At 46.7% G+C, this 584-nt stretch carries 1 protein-coding gene and 1 pseudogene; one reads left to right on the forward strand and one right to left on the reverse strand.

The features are described 5' to 3' along the window. The first annotated feature begins 16 nt into the window (after window positions 1-16). Window positions 17-139 carry a type II toxin-antitoxin system HicB family antitoxin gene (locus tag HSP_RS10990; RefSeq protein ID WP_279625266.1) on the forward strand — a complete coding sequence of 41 codons (123 nt, stop codon included), beginning with the start codon at window positions 17-19 and terminating at the stop codon, window positions 137-139. Window positions 140-269: 130 nt separating this feature from the next. Here HSP_RS10990 and HSP_RS0108135 read toward each other — a convergent pair. Beyond that, window positions 270-584: pseudogene (locus HSP_RS0108135) on the reverse strand (hypothetical protein); the annotation flags it as partial.

Raw genomic sequence — 584 nt, forward strand, 5'->3', positions numbered from 1 at the left:
ACAACAACGTATTAATATTTCATTGCCTGATGTATTGATTCGTCGTATTGATGGATATGTGAGAGAAAGTGGCGGCGTATACAAAGATCGTAGCCATTTTCTGGCTCAGGCGGCACGTCATGAACTTGCATATAAATAAAACTATCCCCGCGTTGTGCGGGGATTTTTTTTGATAGCTAACCGCTCGCCGCAGTCCAGCGACCGAGCATAGCGAGCGAGTGACGAGGAAGCGGAAGATCCACCGTTGCCAGGAGAAAAGCAGGTACGCACTATGCATTCTGCCCTAGTGATGCTTTCACAAACCACGCGGCCTGAACTATTACGCCATGAATCCAGCGCAAATCGGCATCACGATTTTCTTTTTTCATTTTTTCGCCACTTAAAGCCTTGCTTACGTGACTTTTTACCAGATTTTCGTGTAATTCTTTTGCTTCTTCAATTGTGAAACCACCAGGCAAATTCGGCGCTTCTGCTTCCAGCGATGCCAGAGCAATTTCATAAGCCCGGCGCTCAATATTGTCTCGCACGTCCAGGCTGCCGATTCGCTCCCTGATTTCTTTAATTAGTTTCTTGTCGTCGTCGGT

The sequence above is a fragment of the Haemophilus sputorum CCUG 13788 genome (assembly GCF_000238795.1).
GTDB classification, from domain to species: Bacteria; Pseudomonadota; Gammaproteobacteria; order Enterobacterales; family Pasteurellaceae; genus Haemophilus_A; species Haemophilus_A sputorum.